Origin of the sequence: Oceanibaculum indicum P24 (assembly GCF_000299935.1) — a bacterium.
GTDB classification, from domain to species: Bacteria; Pseudomonadota; Alphaproteobacteria; order Oceanibaculales; family Oceanibaculaceae; genus Oceanibaculum; species Oceanibaculum indicum.
The window spans coordinates 22,664-29,126 of the sequence record NZ_AMRL01000034.1 but is presented as its reverse complement, the minus strand read 5'-3'; the positions used below and the strand labels follow the sequence as shown (position 1 = coordinate 29,126).

Sequence of the window (6,463 nt, the reverse complement as noted above, 5' to 3'; positions counted from 1 at the left end):
GCCGGCGCGCTTCTTGCCGACTCGGCGCATGACGTGGAAGCGTTCACCGTGGAAGCCGCGGCCGCCGGCCAGATTGAGCCACTTCGATTTGCCGTGATCGGCACAGTTTCGGCTGTAATCAGCGCGCCAGTCCGGGTCATCGCGATCACGGTCCAGCAACACTTCCCACTCCCCCCACTGTTTGAAAAAGAAAGCCACGCCAGCCGCCACGCACTGGTCGCGCAGCGCCCTGACCCAATCCGGGTGCATGGGGCGGGCCTTCGGGCCGCTCTCGCCGCCGACGATGACCTGCGCCCGCTTACCGAGGGCAAGGAATTCCGGCGGCAGGGTGATGGGGCCTAGCAGCGGTTCGGCGGATATGCCGATCCAGGGGATATTGTGCCGCTCCATGAGCTGCAGCAGGCGCGGGATATCCCGGTCGGCTTCGCTCTGCGAGGTGACGCTGACAATCAGGCCGGCATGGGCGGGCCATGTCGCGCCGATTTCGGTAAGCCGCTTTTCGATGGCGGACAGCCGCTTGGTGACGATCTGGAGATAAAGCCTGTTGCAGGCATGGATGGTGCGCCATGCTTCATCGAACCATGGCAGCGGCGCTTCCAGATCGAACAGATCGGACATGGATTGCACGAACACGCGGCGGCTGATCGTGGCGTGATAACCGCCGATCTGGTGATCGGCAGCCCACCATGAGTAATCATTGTCGAGCCGGTGCATGAGCGCGACGGCGCCCTTGATCTTGCGGCGCGGCTTGCTGGTGCCCCAATGAGGGCCGCCGAAGCGTTCTGCGACCTTCTCCGCATAGCAGATATCGCAACCTGGGCCGACCTTCGTACAGCCCCACCAGAAATTGACGGTTGCGTCCGTCCACTCGATAGCAGTGTTCGCGCCCATGGCGATCACCGCTTGCCGGCGGGGTTGAGGGCGCGGGCGATGCGGGATTCCAGATCCTCGACCATGCCGCGCAGCACGCCGACTTCGGTTTTCATCGCCTGCAATTCGGCGATGTCGCGTTCCTCGCCGAAGGCGGCGCGACGGGTGCCGGCGACCATTTCGACGCTGGCTTCGGTCTCGCGCGCGATGCGGGCGTCAGAGTAGCCGTTGCGCCAAATGCCGGTCTCTTCATCGAAGTGCGCTTCCAGCAGCGCCATGACCTGGCGCACCAGCTTGGGCGTAGGGCTGTCGGCGGTGGCGTTATGTGCTGCCGGCGGCGGCGTGGGGCGCGGTGGGGCTGCTTCTGGCCGGGGCATGGTGATCTTCTCCTTCTCCTGACGGGGCGGTGCTGTCACGGCTGCGGGCTTCGGCGGTGCCGGCGCCCGCCAGCGCTTACCCTTGCGCGACCAGCCCATGGCCTCGAACTTCTGGGTGGCCTGTTCGGGCGGCATGTGGACGGCGTTGCTGATTTCCTCACTGACCTCTTTCCAGGGGTCAGTGATGCGCAGTGTGTGGAGCGTCTTGCCGGCGACCACCTTCCTGCGCGGTTCGATGCCGTACTGGGCATAGATGCCGGTGCCCATGGTCAGGCACTCCCGTACTGCCGGCGGATTTCCTCAACGCAGGCCGAATCCAGATCATCAAGACGGGTGTTCAGCAGCAGGAACCGCACGATCCGTTCCGCTTCCCGCCGCCTTTCGACTTCGCGGTTGTTGGCTTCCAGCAGTTCGGTAACGCGGTCGGTGGTCTGCTGGCGGACAAAGCGCCGGCTGCCGGGGAACAGGTCCGAGCGGTACTCTTCCACGACCTTCATATCGGCAGCGGGAACGCCGATCGGTGCATCCTCGCCGCAGCCCTTGCCGGGCTTCAGCCCGGTGGGGTCCGAGAAGTCCTGCCAGAACACCCAGCCCTGCGGGCACCAGAAACCCCAGGGCCGGCGCACCGGGCCGGTGATGAAGAGCGACCAGCTGTGCTGCAGCACGGTCTTGTCACCGCCGAAGGCGCGGGCCAGCAGTTCCAGCCGGTGGGCGGCGTTGGCGGGCCGTGCCACGATGCTGCCGGCCGGGCGATACACGGCCTCGATCTTCCGGTTGTGCGGCCACTGGCCGGGGAAGGCCGGGCGGTGTTCGAGATAGCCGCCTTCCAGCACCAGGCTGATGTTCGGCCAGGGGTGATCGTGCAGGGCGCGGTCATCGTCGCTGCGGACCTGGTTGTGCAGGTACAGGTTGAACCAGTGGTTCCGGGGGATGACATGCCAGCGGCGGATGTAGGGATCGTCCTCGCCGCCGATGATCTTGTCGGGCGGCCTGCGGGCAGCGACCGTGGCGCGCAGGGTGCGCAGCAGCAGGCGACGGAGGGGAGCGGGAAGGGTGGCCATGATCAGGACTCCTTCTTGTTCTGCTGCGCGGCCTGGCGCAGCAGTTCGGCGCAGGCGAGGCCGCCGGCAATGGCGCCGGCCAGCAGGCCGGCATAGGCGGACAGGCCCAGCAGCGCCGCCAGGAAGCCGAAGGCGAGCGCGGCCACGCCCATGGCGATCGATACCGCCACCAGCAGCAGCGCCACGCTGCCGATGATGGTGACGATGGACCCGGCGATCGCCAGCAGGCGCTGGGTGATGGTGCGTGGCGCTTCGCCGGTCGGCGGGGTGGGGGTGTTGGCGTTTGCGGGGTTCATGGGGTGGTCCTTTCCCGAAGACGAAACAGTTCCCAGGGATCGACCCATGCGGCTTCGCGCACGCCATCCTGATAGCGAACCAGCGCATGGCCGCTGCCGGTCAGCGGCGGCATCAGGATGACAACGGGCCGGGAGAAGTGGCGGCATGCCGCGCCCGGATGCAGGTGCGGCGCGAGGCTGTTCACGGTGAACAGTTCCGGCCCGGACTCCTTCACAAGGTGCAGGCTCATGCCGCCCTCCCGGTGTTTTCGCGCGCGGCCTTGATCTGTTCGGCGCGAATGCGGGCCTTGTAGGTCAGGCGGTCGATGGCGGCGGGCGGCCAGCCCATCTGGTACAAGTGGCTGTACAGCACGCTGCCCTGCGCGGCCTCGATCTCGACCATGGTGCGGGCCAGCAGTTCGATGGCCTCCGCATCCGTCTTGCCGTGGTGGGGCGTATGGGCGCGGGCGGCCTCGGTCAGGGTGAGCGGGCCGCGCAGAAGATATTCGGCAGTGGCGATGGCCTCGCCCAGCGTGTCGGCGCGCGGGCCGACCTGGTTGCCGTCCACCGTGGCGATGAAGCCGCCGTCCGGGTGGGTGTCGATGATCGCGGTCATGATGCTTGTTCCTTTCACCGTCAGGGAGAAGGGCGCCCCCGGACGGGCAGGGAGTGGGGGCCGTCCGGGGGCTGCCGCCGCCGACGCGCTGTCCAGGGGGCCGGTGGCGCGGCGGCGGGTGGGGATCAGGCCGGGCCGCCGGCGGTCTCCGGCTTGCCGATGAACAGCGGCAGTTCGGTCGCCTGGGCGGCCCGGTTGCAGCCTTCCTTGAAGGCGTCATCGAAGACCAGGTCAGGCCGGTACATCTGCATGGCCCAGCTGATGCGGCCTTCGCGCAGGCGGTAGCGCAGCCGCACCGCGATGCGGTACAGCGGCCCGTTGTGGAAAACCGGGATGATGATCAGGAACATATTCGGCACCTTCACCGGTGCGCCGTCCTGATCCTTGTGTTCGGTCTCGTACTGGACCTGCACTTCACCGGTCTGCAAGTTGGTGGCCTGCTTCACGCGGGCGGCCTCGTTGATCTTCATGCCGCGCGACATATCCATAAGGGTGGACTGGCCCGCCCAGGTGCCGCCCAGCAGCTTCTGCAAGTCGGCAAGGTTGCTGGAACGCTGGCCTTCGCCATCGCTGCGGCCCTTGGCAAAGCTGGGGTCGGCGGCCTCGGTCGGGGCGGCGGTGACATCGCCGATACGGTCCTCGATAAACTCCGCGAACTCGCCCTGCTCCAGCATCCTGCCGTTGACGGCATCCCATGCCTTCCATTCGTCGGACAGGGGGAAGTGGTAATGGCCACGATGGTCGGCGTGTTCAGGCGCACCATCGAAACCGGCCTGGTTGTAGTTGATGACGGAGATCAGCTGCGGGGCCTTGCGGTCATCGATCGCGAACAGCGCGCTGTGTTCGCCCTTGAAGCGGTTGGCATGGGCGATAAGCGAGTCCAGATCGGTGAAGCTGGCGGTGCCCCGGCGGCGGCGCGGGCGCTCGCGGTAGGAGCCAAGCATACCCTCGACGCTTTGCAGTTCCATGCCGCGCGGGATCAGAGCAGCAGGGGCGCTGGTGGCACCATCGGTGACCGTGACGAGCTGCGGGTTGTGCAGCGTCTTCACCAGGTCGGCGACAGTCTTGGCAATATTGTCGGTCAGCTGAACTTCAACAGGGTGGGTACTGGTAGCCATGAGAATCGGTCCTTAATCTGGAGAGGGGGGAAGCCGCTTAGTCGCCGGTACCGGTGACGTCGCGCACCTGCGTCTGGTGGCTGACGTCACGGAACATCGAGAACTGACGCGGGTTGGAGCGGGAGAGCTGGCCGCCTTCCAGCGTCCAGTACACCGAGCGGCCGCGCGCGGCCTTCGGCAGGGTGGTGGTGAAATCGCCGGTGACTTCCAGCACGCCCGCATCCAGCTTGAAATTCAGCTTCAGGGTGAGGCCGGCCTTCGGCTTGCCGCCCTGGTTGAGCTGTGCGTCCACCAGTTCGGTTACGATCTGCTGCAGCGCCTCGGTCAGGGCGTGGTGCAGGTCGCCATCTTCCTGCGTCTGCAGGAACTGGCCGAAGCTGCGGAGGATTTCGGGGTTGGCGTCAGCAGAAGCCGGCGGGGCCGGCGGGGTGTCAGGGTTCTTCGCCATGGGATGCGCCGGCCCGCTTTCGGGCGGCTGGTGGGGGCGGGTTCGCAGGCCCGCCCCCCGCAACCGATAAAGCGGATAGGCCCTTTCCTGTCTGTAATCAGGCCCGTTTAACGCCGGCCGTGTCGCGTTCGCCGGAAATATCCGCCGATGCGAGGCAGGGTAATCACGGAAATATCCGTCAGTCAAGGCGTAAAACGGATATCTCCGTGGCGGTGTCCGTCAGGAAGTTTTAAGTGGCCGCTTGCGCTTCCGGTAGAGTTGCACGACCAGACCGCGCCCAGGCTGGCCGGGACTGCCGCCATGAACGGCGACGATGGTGCCTATCTGGGCGATCCGTCCGGCGGCGATATCTGCCGCGACTTCGGCGGAATCCTCGCGCGGGATGTACCCCACCATTCCCCATTCGGTGATGATACGCACGGCATCAGGATCGTAGGGATTGTCTGGTTCCGGCACGATGGCGACGCTGTCACCCTGCTTGACAATGCGCAGGATGTCCTGCCGCGACACGCCATCGGGATTGCGGAAGCTTTCGCCATGGACGGCGGTGTAGCGCAAGGCGCGGTACCGATCCATCGGCACCGTGGGCAGCGTGCCGATGTGATATGGAGCGCGGCCGAAAAAGGCGCGGCGGAGCCGGGCCAGCAGGCCGGGCATGTGGTCAGGCCCTCTCGCTGCCCGCCACTGGTCGGGCCGCCAGTTCACTGCGGCAGTTCGGGCAAATCTTCGCGGCGCGGGGGATGTTCGTGGCGCAGTGCGGGCAGGGCTTGTTGATGCCGGTCAGCAAAACATGGATGAGGGCGACCGGCCATATCATGAAGCCGTAGAAGAACCATTTCCAGACGGTGCGGTGCTTAAGCCCGGCGATGCCGGCGACGGCGGCAGCCGCGACCAGCCATAGAATCAGCAGGTCCATGATCCTCTCCCCTTGCTGCTGCCCGGTGGTTGGCAGTACCGGGCATGGTGGCGCAACCAAGGGGCGCGGGCAAGCGGCGGGTGCTACCAGTCTTCCGCCGTGGCGATGATGCGACGGCAATGCTTGATGTCCACATTGCGGAACTGGACAGTCGCTTCCGGGTTCAGCTGGCGGAGCCACAGCCATTCGTCATCGCGGCGCAGGAACTGCTTCACGTAGCTTCGCCCATCGTGCAGCTCTATATGCACGAAATTGTCGCGATGCACCGGGCGTAAGGGGTGGATGCACAGAAGTTCGCCCTCGAAGTAGCGCGGTTCCATGCTGGTGCCGCGCATCACCAGGGCATAGGCGTGGCGGACATTGCGCAGGGCGGGCGGGCGTTCGGCATAGGCCAGCACCTCGCCGTTCGTCAGAAAGAACCCGTTCTCGCCGCCGCGAGCCTCCCCCAGCACCGGCAGATCCCGCGCGCCGGGCGGTGGGGCAGGCACGGTGACGGGGCTGTCCGGGTTGGCCTTGTGCGCATCCGTCCATGCTGCGTTGGCGTCAAGCGCCTTGGAAAAAACCGTTTCTTCGCCGGTCAGCTGTTCGACCGGTACGTTCAACACCTTGGCGATGCGTAGCAGCGTGTCATAGCGCGGGCGCTTCGACCGGCCCGCCAGAATGTCGTTCACGGCGCTGCGACCCAGCCCGGCGGCCTGGGCGACTTCCTCACCCGACCGACCCTGGCGGGCCAGAATGGCGCGCATCGTTTTTGCTAAGTCATTGTCCGTCATGGGCGGAAG

The 6,463-nt window shown here is 66.2% G+C and carries 11 protein-coding genes; all 11 read right to left on the bottom strand.

The window, feature by feature from the left end; all coding sequences use genetic code 11:
* On the bottom strand, window positions 1-891 hold an 891-nt coding region (locus P24_RS17420), incomplete at its 3' end, for a DUF5131 family protein (RefSeq protein WP_008946068.1).
* 5 nt (window positions 892-896) lie between these two features.
* On the bottom strand, window positions 897-1,514 hold the full coding sequence (locus P24_RS17415; protein WP_008946067.1) for a hypothetical protein: 618 nt from the start codon (window positions 1,512-1,514) through the stop codon (window positions 897-899).
* Between the two features lie 2 nt (window positions 1,515-1,516).
* Window positions 1,517-2,308, bottom strand: a complete 792-nt coding sequence (locus P24_RS20425) for a hypothetical protein (protein ID WP_008946066.1) — start codon at window positions 2,306-2,308, stop codon at window positions 1,517-1,519.
* 2 nt (window positions 2,309-2,310) lie between these two features.
* Window positions 2,311-2,604, bottom strand: coding sequence for a hypothetical protein (locus P24_RS17405; RefSeq protein ID WP_008946065.1), 294 nt, complete (start codon window positions 2,602-2,604; stop codon window positions 2,311-2,313).
* Entirely contained in the window at window positions 2,601-2,834 is a 234-nt protein-coding gene (locus tag P24_RS17400; protein WP_008946064.1) for a hypothetical protein, read from the bottom strand. Before P24_RS17400 ends, P24_RS17405 begins: the two co-directional genes overlap by 4 nt.
* Window positions 2,831-3,199, bottom strand: coding sequence for a hypothetical protein (locus tag P24_RS17395; RefSeq protein ID WP_008946063.1), 369 nt, complete (start codon window positions 3,197-3,199; stop codon window positions 2,831-2,833). Before P24_RS17395 ends, P24_RS17400 begins: the two co-directional genes overlap by 4 nt.
* 125 nt (window positions 3,200-3,324) lie before the next feature.
* Window positions 3,325-4,317 carry a DUF2303 family protein gene (locus P24_RS17390; RefSeq protein ID WP_008946062.1) on the bottom strand — a complete coding sequence of 331 codons (993 nt, stop codon included), beginning with the start codon at window positions 4,315-4,317 and terminating at the stop codon, window positions 3,325-3,327.
* A 37-nt stretch (window positions 4,318-4,354) separates the two neighbouring features.
* Entirely contained in the window at window positions 4,355-4,765 is a 411-nt protein-coding gene (locus P24_RS17385; protein WP_008946061.1) for a hypothetical protein, read from the bottom strand.
* A 219-nt stretch (window positions 4,766-4,984) separates the two neighbouring features.
* A complete protein-coding gene (locus tag P24_RS19520; RefSeq protein WP_008946060.1) occupies window positions 4,985-5,422 on the bottom strand; it encodes an HIRAN domain-containing protein in 438 nt (145 codons plus the stop codon).
* Window positions 5,423-5,426: 4 nt separating this feature from the next.
* Complete coding sequence (locus P24_RS17375; protein ID WP_008946059.1) at window positions 5,427-5,681, bottom strand: hypothetical protein; 255 nt, start codon at window positions 5,679-5,681, stop codon at window positions 5,427-5,429.
* Window positions 5,682-5,764: 83 nt separating this feature from the next.
* Window positions 5,765-6,427, bottom strand: a complete 663-nt coding sequence (locus P24_RS19515) for a LexA family transcriptional regulator (RefSeq protein ID WP_008946058.1) — start codon at window positions 6,425-6,427, stop codon at window positions 5,765-5,767.
* Between the last annotated feature and the right edge of the window lie 36 nt (window positions 6,428-6,463).